Source organism: Chromatocurvus halotolerans (assembly GCF_004340525.1).
Classification (GTDB): domain Bacteria; phylum Pseudomonadota; class Gammaproteobacteria; order Pseudomonadales; family Halieaceae; genus Chromatocurvus; species Chromatocurvus halotolerans.
This window is the reverse complement of the sequence record NZ_SLWX01000003.1, coordinates 333,823-355,333: the sequence shown is the minus strand read 5'-3', so window position 1 is coordinate 355,333 and position 21,511 is coordinate 333,823. Positions and strand designations below refer to the sequence as shown.

The following is a 21,511-nucleotide window of genomic DNA, read 5'->3' as shown; positions in this document are numbered from 1 at the left end:
ACGCATCAAGCGCCCTCCCGCATCAGCCAGGCGTCGATTACGGTACGGGCAATGGGGTATGCCGCCGAACTGCCGCCACCGTTCTCGACAATCACCGCAAGCGCAATCTGCGGTGCCTCAAGTGGCGCGAACGCGATAAACAGGCCGTGATGACGATGCCGCTCCGCCACCGCGTCTTCATCATACACGGCGTCCTGGGCAATACCGATCACCTGCGAGGTTCCGGTCTTTCCTGCCATTTCATAGGTCATGCCCCGGGCAACGCTGCGCGCCGTGCCGCGGGCACCGTGAACGACGTCGCGCATTCCCTGGTAGATCGCATCCCAGTGTTCCGGTGCCGCATCGACGTAATGGGAAACCGGCGTCTCTGGCGCAGCCTCCCCTACCTGACGCACCAGCCTGGGCGTCTGGAACTTGCCGCGGTTGGCGAGCGTCGCCGTCGCCACGGCGAGCTGCAGCGGGGTCGACAGCATATAGCCCTGACCGATGCCCGCGCTCAGTGTCTCCCCCGGATACCACACCTGGTTGAGCGCCTCGCGCTTCCAGCGCGAGGAGGGCAGCACGCCCGATCGCTCACCCGTCGTGTCGATACCGGTGCGACTGCCAAGCCCGAAGGGCGCAAGGTAATCATGCATCGGGTCAATCCCGAGTCGCCTGGCCAGGTCGTAGAAATAGACGTCGCAGGATTCGGCGATCGCCATGTTGAGGTCCACCTGCGGTGCATGGCCCGTTCCCCGGATGCTCAGGGTCCAGTCCCGGTACCGCCGGGAACTGCCCGGGAGGCGGTACCAGCCGGGGTCCGGAACAGTGGTTTCGGGCGTTACCAGCTCCGACTGCAGACCGGCCAGTGCGATCAGCGGTTTCACCGTTGAACCCGGCGGGTACTGTCCCTGCACCGCCCGATTGAAAAGCGGCACGTCCGGGGAGTCCCGGAGCGCGGCATAGGCGCGACTGCTGATGCCATTGACAAACAGATTACCGTCGTAGGTTGGCGTGGACGCCATGGCCAGCACGCCCCCGGTCGCCACATCCAGGGCAACCAGGGCGCCACGCTGATCCCCCAGAGCCTGCATGGCGGTGCGCTGAAGATCGAGATCCAGATGCAGGGCGATGTCCACCCCCGGAACCGGCGCAAAGCGGTCGAGAACGCGCAGGACGCGGCCATGGGCGTTGGTTTCCACATTCTGGTAGCCCACCTCGCCGTGCAGCCTGTCCTCGTAGTATCGCTCAACGCCGACCTTGCCGATGTGAAAGGTGCCACGGTAGTCAGAGGTATCCAGGGTTTCCAGCTCACTCTCATTGATGCGGCCCACGTAACCGAGCACGTGGGCCAGCAGTTCACCGTGCGGGTAATGCCGCAGCAGCTGTGCTTCAACGACGACGCCGGGCAAGGCGTGGCGGTTCACCGCGACACGCGCCTGCTCATCCTCGAGAAGCTGAAATCGCAGGGGAATGGGGTCGTAGGGGCGACGGCGCTCCAGCTTGCGACGAAACTCCTCGACATCGTCGTCCGACAGCGCCACCAGTTCGCCAAGACGCGACAGCGTGGCGTCCATGTCATTGACCCGCTCCGGTATCAGAGACAGCGTATGGCTGGGGCGATTGTCCGCCAGTAACGTGCCGTTGCGATCGAAGATCAGGCCGCGTTTTGGCGGCAGCGCCTGCAGCTGCACACGATTGCGCTCGGACTGGGTGCGATAGATTTCAAAATCCGTGACCTGCAGGCTGAAGTAGCGGGCGAGCACCAGCGTGAGAGCGACGCTGGTGACGAGCACGGCAACAGCGGTGCGCGCGCTGTAAACGCGCACTTCGCGTGCCGTGTCCTTGAGTGTCATGTTCTGAGCCATGGCAGTGTTTATGCAGGCATCCTGTCAGCCGCGATGGTAAGGGTGTCCCGCTGTGATCGTCCACGCCCGGTACAGCTGCTCCGCGAGAACGACCCGGATGAGCGGGTGCGGCAGGGTCAGCCTGCCGAAGGACCAGCGCTGCGACGCGCGCTGCAGGCAGGCCGGAGACAGTCCATCCGGCCCCCCTATGAGAAAACTGACGTTGCGCCCCCCCATCTGCCAGTCTCGAAGCGCATCAGCCAGGGCTTCGGTGGACAGCGCGGTACCGCGAACGTCCAGTGCAATGAGAACGTCGTTGGCCGGAAGGCCCTTGAGCAGGTGCTCGCCCTCCTGCTGCCGCAGACCCTCGGGATTACTGCTGCGGGTCCTGCGCGCAAGGGGCAGGTCCCGCCAGACCAGACTCAGCTCCCGGGGCAGCCGGCGCTGATACTCTGTCACACCATCAGCAACCCAGGCGGGCATCTTGCCGCACACCGAATGCACGGTCAGCTGCATCAGGACGACGGCCGGGGATCCAGCCAGAGGCGCTCCAGATCGTAGAAATCCCGCGTTGCCGGCAGCATGATATGGGCAACGACATCACCCAGATCCACCAGAACCCATTCACCGACATCCATGCCCTCGACGCCAAGCGGCATGGCGCCCGCCGCCTTCGCGGAAACACCGACATTGTCTGCCAGGGATTTGACGTGCCGGTTGGAATTGCCGCTGGCAACGATCATCCAGTCCATGACATCTGTCAATCCACGCACGTCGATGCTCACGAGGTTGACTGCCTTCAGGTCTTCCAGGGCATCGATCACCAGTGCCTTCAGTTGTTCGGTCGGATCCGCTGTGTCGGCCGTCATGAGGCCCCGCATTCCGGTCGTGTCGCTAGTCGTGACAATCGCTGCCTCACTGTGTGTAGAGTCTGTGTTGATGAATATACGTATGCACGGCATCCGGCACCAGGTAACGAGCCGAACGCCCCGATTGTAACAGCCTGCGGATCTCTGTCGCAGATATTTCCAGAGGCCGCAGCGACGTGATGTGTACGCCCCCTGCTGGGCGCGCTGTCAGTTCAGGGGCCTTGGATTCGCGCGATTCCAGATAAGCGGCCAGTTCGCCGTCTCTGGGCCACTCCCAGCCTGGCCGGGCGATGGCGGCGATGTGGCAGTGCTCGAGGAGCTCCTGCCAACGGTGCCAGCGATCAAGCCCCAGCAGCGCGTCACAGCCCATGACCAGAATCAGACTGCGCTGGCCACCGATTTCCTGGCGCAGCGAGTCCAGACTGTCAATCGTATAGGAGGGCCCCGCACGCTCGAGCTCACGCGTGTCGCAGCTGAAGCGGGGCTCGCCGGCGATCGCCAGCTCGATCATGGCGGCGCGCTGACGTGCGCTGATCCCCGGCGGCTCCCGGTGCGGCGGCAGGGAGCAGGGCATGAAGCGCAGCTCGCTGGCCGGCAGATGCTCCAGCAGCTCAATGGCAGAACGCAGGTGCCCGAGGTGCACCGGATTGAAGGTTCCGCCGAACACGGCGAGGGCGTTTGCGGCCTGGGATTCGCTCACAGGCGCACCTGGCCATCGCCAAATACCACATACTTCTGCGAGGTCAGGCCCAGGAGACCGACCGGGCCGCGGGCATGCAGCTTGTCGGTCGAAATGCCGATCTCGGCCCCGAGTCCGTATTCAAAGCCGTCGGCAAATCGCGTCGACGCATTGATCATGACAGAGCTGGAGTCCACCTCGCGCAGGAAGCGCATGGCGCGACCGTGATCGCGAGTGACAATGGCATCCGTGTGACCGGAACCGTAACGGTGAATATGATCGATAGCCGCCTGCATATCTCTGACAGCCCGGATAGACAGCACCGGTGCCAGGTACTCGGTCTCCCAGTCCGCTTCCGTTGCCGGTGCGGCATCGGGTAGCCAGGTGAGACTGCGTGTACAGCCTCGCAGATCGACGCCGGCGTCGGCATAGGCCCGGCCGAGTCGCGGCAGCAGCTCCGCCGCTACCGCTTCCGCAACGAGCAATGTCTCCATGGTGTTGCAGGTGCCGTAACGGTGGGTTTTTGCATTGAGGGCAATTGCCTCCGCCACGTCCAGGTCCGCACCGTCATCCACGTAGACGTGGCAGATACCGTCAAGGTGCCTGATTACCGGCACCCGCGCCTCGTCGCTGATACGCTCGATCAGCCCTTTTCCGCCACGGGGCACAATCACGTCCACAAATTCGGCCATGCGGACAAGGCAGCCCACCGCCGCTCGATCCGCGGTGTCGACCACCTGGACGGCGGTCTCCGGCAGACCGGCCTCGGCCAGACCTGACTTTACGCAGGCCGCGATCGCCATGTTGGAACGAAGCGACTCGGAGCCGCCACGGAGTATGCAGGCATTTCCTGACTTCAGACACAGCGCTGCAGCGTCTACCGTCACGTTGGGCCGGCTTTCGTAAATAATGCCGATGACCCCCAGAGGAACGCGCATCTGCCCGACGCGGATCCCCGACGGGCGCGCGGACAGGCCGGTAATTTCCCCGACCGGATCAGGCAACAGGGCAACCGCCTCGAGTCCCATCATCATGGCGTCGATGCGCGCCGGGGTCAGTGCGAGCCGATCACACAGATCCGACGACAGGCCCGCGGCCTGCGCTGTCGCCAGATCCTGCGCGTTGGCACCTGCAATGGCCTCGCGATCTGCAGCGAGAGCATCGCGTATTGCGAGTAACGCTGCATTGCGCTGCCCGGTGGACGCCGCCGCAATGTATCGGGATGCGCTGCGCGCCGCCATCCCGACGGCACGCATGGATTCCTCGATCGTCATAAAGCCCCGTCGCCCCTGAAAGAACCGCCTGCAAGTCCGGCAGTATACCGAAGCGCAGCGGTATCAGCCCCGATTGCCGCCGACGCGCTCAATGCGTTGACAATAATTCTCATTTGCACTACCTTCTTCATCAACAACAACCTGATATGCACTGGAGCCGCCATGTTTATCTGCCTCTGCAACGGTATCACCGACAACCAGATCCGCCATGCGGTCCGAGACGGTGCCTCTTCACTCGATTGTCTTCAGGACGCATTGGGCGTGGCCGGCCAGTGTGGGCAGTGCAGCGAAGCGGCTGCGGCCGTTCTGACTGAAAGTCTTGCATCCCGGGACGCAACACGCGCCACGTCCCTCTTCTACCCGGCCGACAGCTGGGCGACTGCATAAGGAAACAGGGCCGTCTCCGGGATCGATCTGCCCGGTAGATGGCCCCTGCCAGGGTGTATGTTCTGGCGTCAGACTCCCTATCCCGTTACACTTTCCCGATAACTTCACGTTACCCGGTCGCAGGCGTATAACCCGCACTGCGGCGCCCTCACAGGAGCCAATGCATGAAAGGCGATAAAACCGTCATCGAACACCTGAACCGTATTCTTGGAAATGAACTGGTCGCCATCAACCAGTATTTCCTGCACGCAAAAATGTACAAGGACTGGGGCCTGACCGAACTCGCGGAACACGAGTACCACGAATCCATTGATGAGATGAAGCATGCCGACCAGCTTGTGGAACGCATTCTCTACCTGGACGGGCTGCCAAACCTGCAGGATCTTGGCAAATTGCTGATTGGTGAGAACGTTCCGGAAATGATCGACTGTGACCTCAAACTCGAGGAGATAGCCCATCGTGACCTGAAAGCCGCCGTGGCCTACTGCGAGAGCGTCGGTGACTATCCTTCCCGTGATCTCGTTGCCAGCATTCTTGCCTCGGAAGAGGAGCATATTGACTGGCTGGAGACCCAGGTAGGACTGATAGAACGCCTGGGACTGCAGAACTACCTGCAAACCGCCACAAGGACCGTCAAACCCGAGTAAAAGCCTGTGTTCCGGTCTAGCCAGGCCCCGCCGGGACCTGGCTAGACCGGAGCGTCACCCCGTCAGGAAACTTCCTGAGAAGCCGCCGCTTCCTTGATCAGTGTTTCCAGTTCACCACTGTCGTGCATTTCCGCGACGATATCACACCCGCCAATCAGCTCGCCCTTCACCCACAGCTGGGGAAAGGTCGGCCAGTTGCCGTATTTGGGCAGATTACTGCGGATATCCTGGTTTGCCAGTACATCGACATAGGCAAATTTCTCACCGCAGGCCATCAATGCCTGAACCGTGCGTGCGGAGAAGCCACACTGGGGCTGGTTCGGCGAGCCTTTCATGTAAAGCAGGATAGTGTTGCCTTCAACCTGCTCCTTGATCTGGTCCATGATATCCATTGTTGATCCTCATTCTCGTTGCTCATGAATCGACGCGCCATAGCGCATTGACGCTTATCGCCGACCATTTTAGTCGGTTATTCCCCGAATGTCGCGTGGGTTTCCGTGCGATAACGGCAGGCGGTGCTGCCGCTGCCTGCCACATGATTGTCAATGCGGGCGGTTGCCGCTATATTCAATGTCTTACGGCAGCCATCGCGCTGCCGTCTTCAGTTTTGCGCAGGGTAAAACACCCCGCCCACCCGGAGAAGAGCAAGCCGTATGAACGCCCTGATGGCTACCTATGCCCCGCTACCCGTCACTTTCAGTCACGGCACGGGAGCGTATCTGTATGACACGCATGACGTACGCTATCTGGATGGCCTGTCCGGTATCGCGGTAACCAACCTGGGTCACGCCCACCCCGCCGTGACGGAAGCCATACGGGAACAGGCCGGACGCCTCCTGCACACGTCCAACTACTATCATATTGCAGCCCAGGAACGGCTGGCAGACACACTAACCCGGGTCACCGGCATGGAGCGCGCGTTTTTCTGCAACTCCGGCGCCGAGGCAAACGAGGCGGCGATCAAGCTGGCACGCCTTTATGGACACCAGCGGGACATTGAACAGCCGGAAATTATTGTGCTTGAGGACGCTTTCCACGGCCGCACGCTGGCAACGCTGAGCGCCACGGGCAATCGCCGCATCCAGGCCGGTTTTGAGCCGCTCGTTGCCGGCTTCGTCCGCGCCCCTCGGAACGATATGGAGGCGGTGCACAATATCGCGCGCAATAACCCGAATGTGGTCGCCGTGCTGCTGGAGCCCATTCAGGGCGAGGGCGGAATCCGGCCCCTGGACAGCGACTATCTGCATGCACTGCGACAGTTCTGCAGCGAGCAGGGCTGGCTGCTGATGCTTGACGAGGTCCAGAGCGGCAACGGACGCACCGGACACTTCTTTGCCTACCAGGGGTTGAACCTGCTGCCGGATGTGGTCACGACCGCCAAGGGCCTGGGCAACGGCGTCCCCATCGGTGCCTGCCTGGCGCGAGGGACTGCAGCTGGCGTGTTTGCGGCCGGCCACCACGGCTCCACCTACGGCGGCAACCCGCTCGCCTGCGCCGCCGCCCAGGCTGTGGTGGATACCCTGGAGAGCGAAAGCCTGTACGGGAAAGCCACCCATCTTGGCGAACGCGTACGTGCAGCGTTGCGCGCCGAAGCGGGCGATGATGCCATTGTCGACCTGCGCGGGCGCGGGCTGATGCTCGGCATCGAGCTGGCAAGACCCTGCGCTGACATCATGCAGCGGGCGCTGGATGCGCACATACTGCTGAACGTCACTGCGGGCAACACCGTGCGCCTTCTGCCGCCGCTGATCATGAGCGATGAACAGGCAGACACGCTGGGTGCCGGCGTCGGCCGCGTGATCCGGGAATTTCATAAGGCGGGCACTGCCAGGGAAGGCTGATGAGCATGACGGGACAACACTTTCTCACGCTGCTGGATTTCTCTGCGGCGGATCTGCTTCGCATTATTGAGCGCGCCATCGAAATGAAACGGGAGCGCCGGGAAGGCGTTGACCAGCGACGGTTCCCGGGCAGCGTGCTGGCCATGGTTTTCGCCAAGTCGTCGACGCGTACGCGGGTCTCCTTCGAGGCAGGCATCGCGCAGCTTGGAGGCAATGCCATGTTCCTCTCGCCACAGGACACGCAGCTCGGTCGCGGCGAGCCGATTGAGGATTCGGCGCGGGTGATCTCGTCGATGGTCGACCTCGTCATGATCCGTACCTTTGGCCACGACATCGTCGAGCGGTTTGCCGCCCACTCCTCGGTGCCGGTCATCAATGCTCTCACCGACGATTTCCACCCCTGCCAGCTCCTGGCCGACATGCAGACATGGATAGAACGCCGCGGCGCCATTGCCGGACGCAGCGTGTGCTGGGTCGGCGACGGCAACAACATGTGTCAGTCCTACATCAACGCCGCGCGCCAGTTCGATTTCTCGCTGCGCATTGCCTGCCCGCCGGGTTACGAGCCGCGCAGGGAGCTCCTCGAGGCCAACCGTGACCGCGTCGAGCTACTGCACGACCCTGTGCAGGCGGTTCGCGATGCCGATCTCGTGGTCACCGACGTCTGGGCGTCCATGGGACAGGAAGATGAGCAGGCGGCCCGCATCGAGCGCTTCACGCCCTATCAGGTCAACGCCGAACTGATGAGCCATGCCGCCAGCGACGCACTCTATCTGCACTGCCTGCCCGCACACCGTGGCGAGGAAATCAGCGCCGATCTGATGGATGCGCCGGACAGCGTGATCTGGGAAGAGGCCGAAAACCGGCTGCACGCCCAGAAGGCGCTGATGGAAGCGCTGCTTCTCACAAATCGCGGTGCCTGAGACCCTGCACCACACAGCCCATCCCCTGGCCGATGCATCAGCCGCAGCCGTCTAGCGGGGACAAATTCACAGGCGGCAGGTAAATCGCTACACTGTCCGCCATACCGCTTTCCGTCGACCATGCCATGGGTCGGCACCCATAGAACCTGCGACAGGACCTGCTCATGATCTACCAGAGTGATGCACTGACCGTTACGCGACTGGACGGCGATATCGCCGAACTGCATTTCGACCTCAAGGGCGAGTCGGTCAACAAGTTCAACAATGCCACGGTAGGCGACCTCACCGCCGCACTGGACGCCATTGACACAGAACAGGGCCTCAAAGGTCTGCTGGTCACCAGTGGCAAGCCCGTGTTCATTGTCGGCGCGGATATCACCGAGTTCACCGCCATGTTCGGCGCGGGCAAGGACGAGATTCTCAAGTTCACCGCTGTCAACAACGGCAACTTCAACCGGCTGCAGAATCTGCCGTTCCCCACGTGCGTCGCCATCAACGGCTACGCGATGGGCGGCGGCCTGGAAGTCTGCCTGGCCTGCGATTTCCGGGTCATGAGCGATCAGGCGAAGATCGGGCTGCCGGAAACCAAGCTCGGCATCCTGCCCAGCTGGGGCGGCACCGTCCGGCTTCCGCGCCTGATCGGTGTGGATGAGGCCGTAACCTGGATTACCAGCGGGCAGGAGCAGGCTGCGGATGCGGCACTGAAGGCCGGCGCCGTGGACGCGGTCGCCGCGCACGCAGAGCTGCGCGAGGTTGCCCTCAGCGTTCTGCACAGTGCCGTTGACGGCAAGCTGGACTACACCACCCGGCGTGAGGCCAAGAGCAGCCCGCTGCCGATGAACGACACCGAGGCCACCATGGCCTTTTTCACCATGAAAGCCATGGTGCAGCAGCAGGCGGGCAGGAACTACCCGGCGCCAATAAAGGTGGTGGACGTCATTGAGCAGGCTCGCGGCAAGGACCTGGAGGGCGCCCTGGCGGTGGAGGCTGAAGGCTTTGTCGAGCTGGCCATGACACCCGTCGCCGCGGCGCTTGTTGGCGTTTTCCTCGGTGACCAGCTGCTGGCGAAGAAAGCCAAGGGCTGGGAAAAGCAGGCAGACCGCAAGGTAGAACGCGCCGCGGTCCTGGGCGCCGGCATCATGGGCGGCGGTATCGCCTACCAGTCTGCCTACAAGGGCGTACCCATCCGCATGAAGGATATCAACCAGGAAGGGCTGGACCTGGGACTATCCGAGGCGGGCAAGCTGCTGTCAAAGCGCGTCAATCGCGGACGCATGACACCCGAAAAAATGGCAGAAGTTCTCAACAGTATCGATCCGGTGCTCAGTTACGAGGGCTTTGATGACGTGGACATCGTGGTCGAAGCGGTGGTCGAGAATGCGAAGGTCAAGCACAGCGTGCTGGCCGAGGTGGAGCAGAAGGTCACCGACGATACGGTCCTGACCTCGAATACCTCGACCATTTCGATCACCTCGCTCGCAGAGGCCCTGAAGCGGCCGGAGAATTTCTGCGGCATGCACTTCTTCAACCCGGTGCACGCCATGCCGCTGGTAGAGGTGATTCGCGGTGATAAGACCTCGGACACCGCGATCGCCCGCACCGTTGCGTTTGCGCGACAAATGGGTAAGAAGCCGGTGGTGGTCAGGGACTGCCCGGGATTCCTGGTCAACCGTGTGCTGTTTCCCTACTTCGACGGCTTTTCCAAGCTGGTGCGCGACGGCGCCGACTTCCAGGCCGTAGACAAGGTCATGCAGCGCTGGGGCTGGCCGATGGGCCCGGCGTATCTCATGGACGTCGTGGGTATCGATACCGGGGTGCACGCTGCCGGCGTCATGGCCGAGGGCTTCCCCGACCGCATGCAGCTGGATTTCAAGACTGCCACGGAAGTGATGTACGAGAACAACCGTTACGGACAGAAAAACGGCAAGGGCTTTTACGATCACGGCACCGACAAGCGCGGCAAGCCCAAGAAGGAAGCCAGCGATACCGCGTACCAGCTGATAGCGCCGGTGGCCGGTGAGCGTCGCGAGTTCGAGGCAGACGACATTATCATGCGCATGATGCTGCCAATGGCGACAGAAATGGCCCGCTGCCTCGAGGAAGACATTGTCGGCACACCCGCGGAGGCCGACATGGCCCTGATCTACGGCCTTGGCTTCCCGCCCTTCCGCGGCGGCATTTTCCGCTGGATGGACAGCGTCGGCATGCACACCATCGCCGCTGCCTCGGAGAAGTTCAGTGACCTCGGCAAAACCTATGAACTCACCGATGGCATGCGCGCAAAGCTCGCCGACGGCGCTACCTACTACTGAAACGCGGGCATCAAGGGAGAATTATCGTGAGCATGAATTCAAGAGACGCCGTGATTGTCGACTTCGCCCGCAGCCCCATGGGGCGGTCAAAGAACGGCTGTTTTCGCAACGTACGCGCGGACGACCTGTCCGTTGCCGTGATCCGTGGTCTGCTGGCGCGTAACGACAAGCTCGACCCTGTGGAAATTGATGACCTGATCTGGGGCTGCGTTCTGCAGCGCGGCGAACAGGGCATGAATCTCGCGCGCAATATCGTGCTGCGCGCACAGCTGCCCTTCAGCGTGCCGGCACAGACAGTCAACCGCCTGTGCGGCTCCTCCATGTCGGCGCTGCACACCGCTGCCGCCAACATCATGGCCGGCATTGGTGACGTCTATCTGGTCGGCGGCGTGGAGCACCTGGGCCACCTGCCCATGATGGACGACGTCGACATCAACCCGCGCCTGGGGCTGAACGTGGCCAAGGCGGCGGGCATGATGGGGATGACCGCCGAATACCTCGGCATGATGCACGGCATCAGCCGCGAGGATCAGGACAAGCTGGGCCTGCGCTCGCACCAGCTGGCGCACAAGGCGACCATTGACGGCAAGTTCGCTCGGGAAATCATTCCCGTGGAGGGCCACGATGAGCACGGTGCGCTGACGCTGGTCGAGCGCGACGAGACCATCCGTCCGGATACCACCCTGGAAGGACTCGCCGGCCTGGCGCCGGCCTTCAACCCCCAGGGCAGCGTCACCGCGGGCACCTCCTCGCAGATCTCGGACGGCGCGTCAGCCATGCTGGTCATGTCGGCGGAGCGCGCGAAGGCCCTGGGCATGGAGCCCGTAGCACGCATCCGCAGCATGACCCTGGCGGGCGTTGATCCCTCCATCATGGGCTACGGCCCGGTACCGTCAACGAAGAAGGCGCTAAAACGGACCGGCCTGTCAATCACCGATATCGACATGGTGGAGCTGAACGAGGCCTTCGCGGCGCAGGCACTGCCCGTCCTCAAGGACCTCGGTCTGCTCGATGATATGGAAGACAAGGTGAACGTCCACGGCGGCGCCATCGCCCTGGGCCACCCCTTCGGCTGCTCCGGCACCCGCATTACCGGCTCCCTGCTGACAGTCATGCAGGATCGCGATCTGTCGCTCGGTATCTCGACCATGTGCATAGGCCTTGGCCAGGGCATCACCACAATCGTCGAGCGTGTGTAACCTGCAGGCCCGACACGCCTGTCAACCGTTGGCGGCATTTATGGTTGACAGCTGCTGGCGGCTACTGACTTAATACGCCCCGCCGGCGCCACAGCACGTGGTGCCTTCCTCGGCAATCCAGGGACGGGGCGTAAACCGATGCAGCACTATTCCAGAAATGGCGGGCTCGCCGACGCCGCTTCGCGCCTGCCGCGCTTCAGAAACGCGTCCGTGGCATCGAGTCTCATGGCGTTGACGATATTATCGGCAAGTCCGGTCGTAGCTTCCCCGGCGCCGTCAATGCTGCAGGAAATTGTCGTCACTGCGCGCAAGCGCCGTGAGGCGCCGATTGATGCGCCGATAGCCATCACCGCCTTCAGTGGCGCGCAGATAGAATCCCTGCGCATTCGGGACCTCACCCAGTTCACCGCGGGCCTGCCGAACGTGGCCCTGGATGACGTTGGGACCCGCCGCGGCACGGCAAACTTTTCCATCCGCGGCCTTGGCATCAACAGCTCCATTCCCTCCATTGATCCGACCGTGGGCCTGTTCGTCAATGGCGTCTACCTGGCCGTGAACAACGACATGATCTTCGACGTGTTCGACCTCGCCAGTGTCGAAGTCCTGCGCGGCCCCCAGGGCGTACTGTTCGGCCGCAACGTCACCGGCGGTGCCCTTCTGCTGCAGACGCGCAGGCCCGGTGACGCGCTGGAAGTTGATATCCGCAGCGCGCTGGAAGGCGGTGGCGACGGCGGTCTGAACCGCTACCTCATGGCAGGCGTCAGCGGTCCGATCACTGACACCCTGAGCGGGCGTTTTTCCGCGTATTACAACGATGATGAAGGCTATTTCAGCAACGACTTCGACGGCGAGGACTTCGGTGCCATCACCCAGCGCATGCTGCGCGGCACCCTGGCGTGGACGCCAGACGCCGACACGTCTGTCACCCTGTTCTACCAGAACACGGACATCGAGGGTGATGGTCCCGCAACGCAGTCCCATACCAATGGATCGGGGCTTCCGGGAACCCCCGTCAACAACCCGCGCGACAGCCTGCATTTTTCCATCGATGAAAGGGGATACCAGGACGTCTCCACCGATCTGGTGACACTGCAGACGGATCGCAACGTCGCCCTCGGCGACGGTACTGTTACCCATATTTTCGGCTGGCAGCAGTCCGAATCCGTGGGCATGAGCGATATCGACGGACAGCCGGTGTTTCTGTTCCATTCACCCGGCTGGGTGGACGCGATGCAGTGGAGCAACGAACTTCGCTATAGCGGGCGCTTTGCCGACCGCGCAGACGTCACCGCGGGGCTGTACCAGTTCAAGGGGGAGCTCTCCTATCACGATCGGCGGCTGTTCCTTGGGGAGCTCAGCGACGATGGTGGCGCGCTTGCCACCCAGGACGGTGGCGGCCACCAGAATACCGAGACCTTCGGTGTCTTTGCAGCAACCGATTACGCGCTGAACACACACTGGGCAGTCAACGCCGGATTGCGCTGGTCAAGCGAGGAAAAAAGCGTTCAAGTCGCGTCTTTCAACCTCAACAGCACGCCCTGCAATATCGTGCTCGACAACGACTGCCCCCTCGATTTCATCGATCAAGCGCAGTTCGACACACTGGCGCCGCGGCTTGGACTTTCCTGGCGACCCCACCCGAACACCCATGTTTACACCAGCTGGACACGCAGCTTCCGCTCCGGAGGCTACAACCTGCGCAACTCGAACTCGGCCGAACCTCCCGGTCCCTTCGGTGAAGAACAGGTCGACAGCGTGGAACTGGGCTACAAGCGTGTCGGTGAGCGTTGGCGCCTCAATGCCGCCATGTTCTACACCCGCGTCGATGACATGCAGCGGGAAGTCAATCTGCCCAGTGAATCGGCCGGTATTCTGCAGTTGATACGCAATACGGCGGTCGCCGACATTGCCGGGCTGGAGCTGGACGGGCAGCTTCAGGTAACGGATGGGCTGCAGCTGCAGGCATCCCTGGGCTACCTGGATGCAGGCTATGACAAGGTCAGCTTTGATCTTAACGGCGATGGGCAGGTCGACGCGCTGGACCGAGCGCTGGAACTGCCGCGGGCGCCGGAATGGACCGGAAGCCTGAGCGGTGACTATCGCAGTGCTCTGCGCAATGGCGCTGAAATCGGTGTCCGTTTGTCCTACAGCTACCGCGACCGGGTCGCCTATACCGACAACAACGCCGGATTCATTCTTGCGCAGGATGTGGTAGATGCCGGTATCGACTACATCAGCGCAGACGGTCACTGGCAGATCGCCGCCTACGGTCGCAACCTCCTGAACAGCGTGAAGCACGGGGGAGATTCGCAGCTGCCCGAGGTGTTCATCGGCCAGCCTCTCGGTGGCACCTTCTCTCCCCTGGCCAAGGGCCGGGTGATCGGTGTCGAACTGACCTGGCGGCTTGCGCCCTAGTGGGCATGCGTGACGCTACCCGGCGCGGGGTCCCTCATCGCCGCACAGCAGGCGATCGAGCCGGCGCAGTGCCGGAATGAGACTGCCATGCACCAGCGCCGTGCCGCGGAAATACTCCTCCGCCATCGGCGCTATGCCACAGGCCTCAGGCAGCCGCTCCCCGCTTTTCATCATGCCGTACATACGGGGAAGGAAAACGAACTGCAGCCACTCCGGCAGACTGAGTGTGTCGAAACAGAAAGGCTGGGTGGAGGCCAGCGCTTCTGCGTCGGGTTCGGACGCGCGCCACAGCGCCTGCGTGCGGAGCTCAGACTCCACGTCAATCAGCACTTCTGCAACTTCGATGTAAAGATTCTGCTCTTTCGACATGGGTAACATTCCTGCACCGGCGTCCTGTCGTCGGGCCAGCTATTGAGACACTGTTCGGGGTCAGCACGCTGCTGGGACGTTTCCGGGTCGACTCAACGTGCTGTTGGTTTCAGGTGGCTGCGGGCTGGCTTTACCTGATAGGGGCTTCGCGCTAATCTTCCATCTGCGCGGGTGTAGTTTAATGGTAGAACCTCAGCTTCCCAAGCTGATGACGTGGGTTCGATTCCCATCACCCGCTCCATGCCCCTCGCTCAGCCGGCATGGTATCCGACTTTTACCCGGCATATTATCCGACAAAGGCACGTTCGATCACGTAGTCGCCTGCGGTTCCCTGGTTGGGAGAGACCACAAACCCGCGCTCATCCAGAATTGCAGACAGGTCTTTCAGCATGTCCATGCTGCCACAGATCATGGCGCGGTCGCGGGAGGGATCGAGAGGCGGGAGCCCGAGGTCATCGCACAGTTTTCCCGACGCCACGAGATCGGTGATCCGGCCCCGGTTCTCGAAGGCCTCACGGGTGACAGTGGGATAGTACAGAAACTGCTTCTGTATACAGTCGCCGAGATACTCATGCTGCGGCAGCTCGTTGCGCAGATAATCCAGGTAGGCAAGGTCGGTTACACGCCGCACCCCGTGAACCAGCACCACGTTTTCGAACCGCTCGTAGGCGTCTGGATCGCGAATGATCGACAGGAAGGGCGCCAGACCTGTGCCTGTGGCAAAAAGGAAAAGGGAACGCCCGGGATGCAGGTCGGTCAGCACCAGCGAGCCGACGGGCTTGCGGCCCAGCAGAACCTCATCACCCACCTGGATATGCTGCAGACGGGACGTCAGGGCGCCATCGTCCACCTTGATGCTGAGAAATTCCAGATGGTCCTCGTAATTCGCGCTGGCGATGCTGTAGGCCCGCAGCACAGGCTTGTCGTCAACCTTGAGGCCAACCATCGTGAAATGGCCGTTCTCAAAGCGAAAGCCGGGCTCACGCTCGGTGGCAAAGCTGAACAAACGATCATTCCAGTGGTGAACCCAGGTCACCTGCGCGGTCTGTACTGCGGCCATTTGCCGGAAACCTCCCTGGCCGAGCGATGTCGCTGGCCGTCTGCTGGCAATCAAAGAACTGCCATTTTAGTACTAACACGATCTAAGTAAATCGATTCGGTATAACCGTTTGGAATGACATAATGCCACCTGAAAGTGCCTACGCCGCGTAGCACGTTTTCGATCAGCGCCAGAGGGCATCGAAAGGTAAAAAAATTCACGCTATCAGCCATTGTATTCAATGTGTTCGGCGGCAACACTCACAGTATGCTGTGTCTTGTCGTAACGTGACGTTGTGCCCCGCAGGCCGCATCCGTTTACCACCCGCGACAACGGACAGACCTATAAGCCTAACTAAGCATGAAAAGGATCATTATGAATTCGACAAAGCCTACACTGCCTCCGCTTGTTCTCGCCGTTGCCGTGGCAAGCGGTGTCTTCACGACATCTGCAGCGGCTCAGGAGCCCGCCCGGCGCGGCGGCTCAGCATCGCTGCTGGAAGAGGTTGTCGTCACCGCGCGTAAGCGCGAAGAGGGCTCCCAGGAAGTCCCGATGTCCATCGCCGCCTTCAACAGCGACCAGATTCAGGCCCTCAAGGTCCGCGATCTCACCAGCCTTTCGGTCGGCATGCCGAACGTAGCGCTGGATGACGTTGGAACCACCCGTGGCACCCAGAATTTCTCCATTCGCGGCCTCGGCATCAACAGCTCCATTCCGTCGATTGATCCCACCGTCGGTGTCTTTGTCAACGGCGTCTATCTCGGCGTGAACAACGGCATTATTTTCGATGTGTTCGACCTCGAGAGCATTGAGGTACTGCGAGGCCCGCAGGGTATCCTGTTCGGTCGCAACGTGACCGGTGGCGCTATCCTCATGAACACGAAAAAGCCGGGTGAAGAACTCGAGGGAACGATGCGCGTAGCGACCGATGGCGGTGGCGAAGGCGGCATGAACTACTACGCGATGGGAACCGTGGGCGGCCCGGTAACTGACAACCTGGGTCTGAAGCTCACCGCGTATTACAACGAGGACGAGGGCTATTTCGAGAACCAGTTCAACGGGGAAGATTACGGCGCGGTCAAGCAGACCATGATTCGCCCGACGATGGTGTGGAACCCCACCGACCTCAGCGAACTGGTGGTGCGCTACGAGTACACGGACATTTCCGGTGACGGACCGGTTGCTCAGTCGCACTTCAATGGTCGGGAGCGCAACGAGGGTGCGACGCCGCCTGCCAGCAGCACCTTTTTTGATCGCAACAGTTTCGGTGTGTCCAATGACAATATGGGCTCACAGGATCTCGAAGTGAATTTCCTCACCCTGCAGTATGATCAGGGCGTTGCGCTGGGTGACGGCAACATCACCTTCATCTACGGGTATCGTGACTCACAGGCGGTTGCAGATAGCGATATCGACGGCCAGCCATTCGCCGCATTTCATTCCGATTCCTGGCTGGATGCGACGCAGCACAGCATGGAGCTCCGCTATAACGGCCGTTTCGGCAATGCCAATGTCACCACCGGTGCGTACTGGTTCGACAACGACGTCGCTTATCACGAGCGCCGCAATCTGCTTGGCGCGCTTACCGCACAGTTGACCGGCGGCGCACTGGGTCCGGACGTGCCTTTCCAGCAGCAGGACGGCGGCGGCAACTACCAGGTTGAAACCCTCGGCTTGTTTGCCGCTGTCGACTACGATCTCAGCGACAGGCTGACACTCACGGCGGGGCTGCGTGTTACCGAGGAGAAGAAGTCCGCAGAAATTGCAACGCTGGCGTTGAATACCAACGTGCTGAATATTCCCGGCACACTCGGTAGCGGCACGCTTAACTACGCCAACCCGATATCGGGAATGGACTCACGCTGCAACATCGTGACTCGAGGTGACTGCCCGCTGGACTTCAACGACGACGACAGCTGGACGACGTGGTCACCCAAGCTGGGGCTCAGCTACGTGCTGACCGACGCATCGCGCGTTTACGGCCACTGGAGCCGCGGCTTCCGTTCCGGGGGCTATAACCTGCGCAACACCAGCCCGGTAGCCACCCCTGGACCCTTCGATGAAGAGCAGGTGGACAGCTTCGAGATCGGCTATAAGTCCACGCAAAGCTGGGGCCGTCTCAACGCGGCGATGTTCTACACCATGGTCGACGACATGCAGCGCGAGGTAAACACCGCCAGCGGTGAGTCCGCCGTAGTGCAGGTGATTGACAATACCGCTGATGCCACACTCTGGGGCCTTGAGGTTGACGGCTCGTTCCGCATCAACGACAGCCTGCTGCTGCTGGCGTCTGTCGGCTATCTGAACGCCGAATACGATGACGTGCGTTTCGACCTGAATGGCGATGGCGACATCAACGCGGCGGACAAGGACCTGGACCTGCCCCGCGCACCGGAGCTGACCTACAGCATTGGTCTGAACTATGACTGGAACGTTGGCAGCTGGGGCTACGCCACTGCGCGTGTCAGCTATGCCTATCGGGACAGCACTTTCTTCACCGATGACAACCGCGGCCTGATCAACGAGCAGGACATCCTGGATGCCGGCATCGACTTCTACAGCAACGACGACCACTGGGTGTTCTCACTCTACGGCCGCAACCTGCTGGATACGGTCAAGCATGGGGGCGCCACCCAGCTGCCGCAGGCACTGGGACCGCTGCCGCTCGGTGGAACCTTCGCACCTCTCGCAAAGGGTGAGGTGTATGGCGCCGAGGTGACCTACAACTTCTGATCCGGCGCCTTGCGGCACCGACGCTGTGTGCGGGTCGCATGACCCGCGGCAGCTCCCTGAAACCGGCAGCCCCCCTGCCGGTTTTTTTATGTCCAAAGCCCATCCTGCCTCATTGCCCACGCGGCACACCAACCCACGCCAACGCCAACGCCAACGCCAACGCCATTCGACAGACCCACCTGAGACTGACACTATTAGTGTCAATAATTCACAGTCGGGGCAGGGAGCCTCGCGCCGCACACAAATGTATGGTTGATTAATTGCAAAGAGCGATAAATACTGAGCCCGCGATGCGCTATCGGGGAAACATTTCTAAAAAAAGGAGTCGATGACTGCATCCATCCGTTGCCGCGAAAATACAACAATAATCGGATAACACGACATATCTATAAAAAAACCGGGTAAGGAGCAACACCATGCAAAAGCAGCACTTTCGCACATCGCCTCTTCTTCTGGCGGTCGCCATCGCCAGCGGTGCCGTCGCGCAGGAAGGGGAGTCTTCACGTCTGCTCGAGGAGGTGACGGTCTACGCGCAGAAGCGTGAGCAATCCACTCTTGAAGTGCCTGTCTCCGTTGCCTCCTACAGCAACGAAGCTCTCAACCGCGCACAGATTCGCGATCTGTCGGAACTTCAGCAGGTGGCGCCCAGCGTGGTCTTCAACAGCTCCACAGGCGCGACCCAGTCCATCCTTACCATCCGCGGTATCGGCACCGCCGGGCAGAACTCCGGCCTTGAACAATCCGTGGGCGTCTTCATTGACAACGTCTACCGCGGTCGTCCGGGCGCTGCACTTGGCGATTTCGTTGACCTCGAGTCCATCGAGGTCCTGCGCGGACCCCAGGGCACGCTGTTTGGACGCAACACCTCCGCGGGGGTGATCAGCGTTCGCTCGCAGCAGCCCGAGCAGGAATTCGGCGGCAACGTGTCCGTTGGCATCGGCGATTTTGGTTTCCAGCAGGTGCGCGGCAGCGTGACCGGCCCCATCACCGATAATCTTGCCTGGCGGCTTGCCGGTACCTGGCAGGAGAGGGATGGCTATATTGATGATACCTTCAGCGGCGAACAGTGGAATGACCGCGATCGCTACTCGGTTCGCGCGCAGATGCTGTGGGATATCAACGAGACGACCTCACTGCGCCTGATTTCCGACTACACAGAAACCAACGAGCGCTGCTGTGTTCCCGTGCAGATCTTTGATGCGAGCAGTGCCCAGCTGCTTATCGGCAGCCCGGCAGGTCTCGGTGCACTGAGCCCTGCGTTCGCCAACTTCAGGATCGGCGTGCCCCTGCAGCAGGGTACGCCCGGCTCCACCGTTCCGCAGGAGGTCACCTTTGATGGGCAGTTCCTCGATCCCGACGACTACGAGGGAACGCGCACAACGGCGGCGAGCGCCGACGACAGCTTCGAGGACGGCGGTGTATCGGCAGAGCTCAACACGGCACTGAGCGACAGGGTCGACATGACGCTGATCGGCGCCTACCGCTTCTTCGAGACGAACCCCTACGGTGATATTGACATGCGCACCGCTGATATCTGGCGCGGTGGTCGCGGCCAGGATATCGACGAGATCTCGCTCGAAGTGCGCTTTTCCGGCACCCACGGCAATGCCGACTGGACCATCGGCGGCTTCTATTTTGACCAGGACATCAAGGGCACGGGGCGCTTTGAGTGGGGCCCGGATGCCGCCGCCTACCTGTCCCAGGTCGGCATTGCCCGCCTGCTGACAGACCCGGAAATTGTTGCCGCTGGCGGTCAGGTTTCCGATATTCTCGGCTCGGGCCTCGTGGATATCGGCGACAGTGCACCCGGCGGTGCGGCCAACCCCCTGAACTGGTCGCCAACCACGGCACTGACGGGCACCGGCGCCCGTGAATCCGTTGACTACAACTCGGAGAGTATCGCGGTTTTCGGGCAGGTCACCTTCAACCTGACCGAGCAGCTGAGCTGGACGATCGGCGGCCGCTATACCGACGAGCAGAAGGAAGCCTCCTACCTCACAACGGCCAATGATCCCTACTCTGCGAGAGACCTGCGCGCAGCGTCATTGAGCGGTAACGACGGCCTCTTCTGGGCACTGCGACCGGTGCAGGTACACCTCACCTCAGATCCGGCATCGGACAGCTTCGAGGACGACGACTTCTCCATGACCACCAACGTTAACTACGAAATGTCTGACAATGTCTCGCTGTTTGCGCGCTTCGCCCAGGGCTACAAGGCCGGCGGCCTGAACCTCAATGGCACCATCGGCCAGCAGCCCGGCGATCCGACCCCTACTTTCGCCAACAACCAGTTCGACTCGGAAACCAGCGACAGCTATGAACTGGGCGTGAAGTCTTTCCTGCTCGACCGCACACTGCAGTTGAACGCCACCGTGTTCTACCAGGAAACCAAGGATTTCCAGACCAACTCCTTTGATGGCGTCGCGTTCACGCTGCGCAACGCGGGAGAGATCCAGGGCACGGGCCTGGAAGTCGACTACAACTGGATGCCTACCGACCACTGGACCTTCAGCGGCGGCGTTGTCTGGCAGGATATCGAGTACGAGGATTTCACCAACGCCTCCAGCACTATCGCGCAGCAGGAAGCGGCAGGGTTGCGCGCACGGGCGCTCGGCATCGTGCCCGACCAGGACCTCACCGGAGGAACGCCAAACTTCGTGTCCGACCTGACCTGGTCAGGCAGCCTGGCCTATAATCGCCCGATGGCGGAGGGCCTCGCGTTCAGCGCAGCAACGAGCTGGCGCTATCGCTCCAGCTTCAACACCGCCCAGGATAACGAGATTCTTGCGAAGCAGGATGCCATCTGGACGCTGAACGCCACCGTCGGCATCGGCGCTGCCGATGATGCCTGGCGCCTGGAAATCTGGGGCAAGAACCTGACCGACGAAACCGTGCTCAACATCGGCTTCGACACACCGGCGCAGACCGGGTCGTTCAGTGGCTTCATCGAACCGCCGCGCATGTACGGCGCCACGGTGAACTACAGCTTTTAGACCCT

At 61.6% G+C, this 21,511-nt stretch carries 18 protein-coding genes and 1 tRNA gene; 10 read left to right on the top strand and 9 right to left on the bottom strand.

Annotated features, from left to right (window positions below):
- Window positions 1–5 precede the first annotated feature (5 nt).
- The 6 genes from mrdA to EV688_RS17375 all read right to left on the bottom strand — a co-directional run bounded on the left by mrdA (window position 6) and on the right by EV688_RS17375 (window position 4,858).
- On the bottom strand, window positions 6–1,847 hold the full coding sequence (mrdA, locus tag EV688_RS05470; RefSeq protein WP_117317016.1) for a penicillin-binding protein 2: 1,842 nt from the start codon (window positions 1,845–1,847) through the stop codon (window positions 6–8).
- Window positions 1,848–1,871: 24 nt separating this feature from the next.
- The gene (gene rlmH / locus EV688_RS05465) at window positions 1,872–2,342 is read right to left on the bottom strand and encodes a 23S rRNA (pseudouridine(1915)-N(3))-methyltransferase RlmH (RefSeq protein ID WP_117317018.1); all 471 of its coding nucleotides are present in this window, start codon (window positions 2,340–2,342) and stop codon (window positions 1,872–1,874) included.
- Window positions 2,342–2,695, bottom strand: a complete 354-nt coding sequence (rsfS, locus tag EV688_RS05460) for a ribosome silencing factor (RefSeq protein WP_117317020.1) — start codon at window positions 2,693–2,695, stop codon at window positions 2,342–2,344. The genes rlmH and rsfS overlap by 1 nt, the downstream gene beginning before the upstream one ends.
- Before the next feature lie 46 nt (window positions 2,696–2,741).
- Window positions 2,742–3,395 carry a nicotinate-nucleotide adenylyltransferase gene (nadD, locus tag EV688_RS05455; RefSeq protein WP_117317022.1) on the bottom strand — a complete coding sequence of 218 codons (654 nt, stop codon included), beginning with the start codon at window positions 3,393–3,395 and terminating at the stop codon, window positions 2,742–2,744.
- Entirely contained in the window at window positions 3,392–4,648 is a 1,257-nt protein-coding gene (locus EV688_RS05450; RefSeq protein WP_117317024.1) for a glutamate-5-semialdehyde dehydrogenase, read from the bottom strand. Before EV688_RS05450 ends, nadD begins: the two co-directional genes overlap by 4 nt.
- Window positions 4,649–4,711: 63 nt before the next feature.
- Window positions 4,712–4,858 carry a hypothetical protein gene (locus tag EV688_RS17375; RefSeq protein ID WP_162883870.1) on the bottom strand — a complete coding sequence of 49 codons (147 nt, stop codon included), beginning with the start codon at window positions 4,856–4,858 and terminating at the stop codon, window positions 4,712–4,714.
- On the opposite strand from EV688_RS17375, the gene EV688_RS05445 reads away from it, so the two are divergent.
- Entirely contained in the window at window positions 4,811–5,035 is a 225-nt protein-coding gene (locus tag EV688_RS05445; RefSeq protein WP_117317026.1) for a bacterioferritin-associated ferredoxin, read from the top strand. The genes EV688_RS17375 and EV688_RS05445 overlap by 48 nt on opposite strands.
- Window positions 5,036–5,199: 164 nt before the next feature.
- Window positions 5,200–5,682, top strand: a complete 483-nt coding sequence (gene bfr / locus EV688_RS05440) for a bacterioferritin (protein ID WP_117317028.1) — start codon at window positions 5,200–5,202, stop codon at window positions 5,680–5,682.
- A gap of 62 nt (window positions 5,683–5,744) precedes the next feature.
- Here the strand turns inward: bfr and grxD are convergent, their stop codons facing one another.
- A complete protein-coding gene (gene grxD / locus EV688_RS05435) occupies window positions 5,745–6,074 on the bottom strand; it encodes a Grx4 family monothiol glutaredoxin (RefSeq protein WP_117317030.1) in 330 nt (109 codons plus the stop codon).
- A gap of 261 nt (window positions 6,075–6,335) precedes the next feature.
- Between grxD and EV688_RS05430 the strand changes: the two genes are divergently transcribed.
- From EV688_RS05430 to EV688_RS05410, 5 genes are all read left to right on the top strand, one after another.
- Window positions 6,336–7,523 (top strand): aspartate aminotransferase family protein, encoded by a 1,188-nt coding sequence (locus EV688_RS05430; protein ID WP_205686598.1) that lies wholly within the window; start codon window positions 6,336–6,338, stop codon window positions 7,521–7,523.
- A 5-nt stretch (window positions 7,524–7,528) separates the two neighbouring features.
- Entirely contained in the window at window positions 7,529–8,446 is a 918-nt protein-coding gene (gene argF / locus EV688_RS05425; protein ID WP_117317053.1) for an ornithine carbamoyltransferase, read from the top strand.
- A gap of 164 nt (window positions 8,447–8,610) precedes the next feature.
- Window positions 8,611–10,758: a fatty acid oxidation complex subunit alpha FadB gene (gene fadB / locus EV688_RS05420; RefSeq protein WP_117317032.1), complete on the top strand. Its 2,148-nt coding sequence runs from the start codon at window positions 8,611–8,613 to the stop codon at window positions 10,756–10,758.
- Between the two features lie 26 nt (window positions 10,759–10,784).
- On the top strand, window positions 10,785–11,957 hold the full coding sequence (gene fadA / locus EV688_RS05415) for an acetyl-CoA C-acyltransferase FadA (RefSeq protein ID WP_117317035.1): 1,173 nt from the start codon (window positions 10,785–10,787) through the stop codon (window positions 11,955–11,957).
- 279 nt (window positions 11,958–12,236) lie between these two features.
- Window positions 12,237–14,372 carry a TonB-dependent receptor gene (locus EV688_RS05410; RefSeq protein WP_162883872.1) on the top strand — a complete coding sequence of 712 codons (2,136 nt, stop codon included), beginning with the start codon at window positions 12,237–12,239 and terminating at the stop codon, window positions 14,370–14,372.
- A gap of 15 nt (window positions 14,373–14,387) precedes the next feature.
- Here the strand turns inward: EV688_RS05410 and EV688_RS05405 are convergent, their stop codons facing one another.
- A complete protein-coding gene (locus EV688_RS05405; RefSeq protein ID WP_117317039.1) occupies window positions 14,388–14,741 on the bottom strand; it encodes a YqcC family protein in 354 nt (117 codons plus the stop codon).
- Window positions 14,742–14,908: 167 nt separating this feature from the next.
- Here EV688_RS05405 and EV688_RS05400 point away from each other — a divergent pair.
- A tRNA-Gly gene (locus EV688_RS05400) sits at window positions 14,909–14,982 on the top strand.
- Between the two features lie 45 nt (window positions 14,983–15,027).
- On the opposite strand, the gene EV688_RS05395 is transcribed toward EV688_RS05400, so the two are convergent.
- Entirely contained in the window at window positions 15,028–15,801 is a 774-nt protein-coding gene (locus EV688_RS05395; protein ID WP_117317041.1) for a ferredoxin--NADP reductase, read from the bottom strand.
- Between the two features lie 354 nt (window positions 15,802–16,155).
- Between EV688_RS05395 and EV688_RS05390 the strand changes: the two genes are divergently transcribed.
- Together EV688_RS05390 and EV688_RS05385 are read left to right on the top strand one after the other, a co-directional pair.
- On the top strand, window positions 16,156–18,513 hold the full coding sequence (locus tag EV688_RS05390; RefSeq protein ID WP_240624323.1) for a TonB-dependent receptor: 2,358 nt from the start codon (window positions 16,156–16,158) through the stop codon (window positions 18,511–18,513).
- 416 nt (window positions 18,514–18,929) lie between these two features.
- The gene (locus EV688_RS05385; protein ID WP_117317045.1) at window positions 18,930–21,506 is read left to right on the top strand and encodes a TonB-dependent receptor; all 2,577 of its coding nucleotides are present in this window, start codon (window positions 18,930–18,932) and stop codon (window positions 21,504–21,506) included.
- Window positions 21,507–21,511 lie beyond the last annotated feature (5 nt).